The 221-nt window shown below is 55.7% G+C and carries 1 rRNA gene; it reads right to left on the minus strand.

Annotated elements, in window-relative coordinates:
- Positions 1-221: ribosomal RNA gene (locus ACXAID_RS28525) — 23S ribosomal RNA — on the minus strand; the annotation flags it as partial.

Consider the following 221-nt stretch of genomic DNA (forward strand, 5'->3'; position numbering starts at 1 on the left):
GGGCAGGCGTCAGTCCGTATACCTCGTCTTGCGACTTCGCACGGACCTGTGTTTTTAGTAAACAGTCGCTTCTCACTGGTTTGTGCCACCCACTCACGCTCAAGACCGCAAGAGTCCGTCACGCCATGTGGGTCCCCCTTCTCCCGAAGTTACGGGGGCATTTTGCCGAGTTCCTTAACCATAGTTCACTCGTACGCCTCGGTATTCTCTACCTGACCACC

The organism is Mycobacterium sp. ABE4_509, assembly GCF_056160785.1.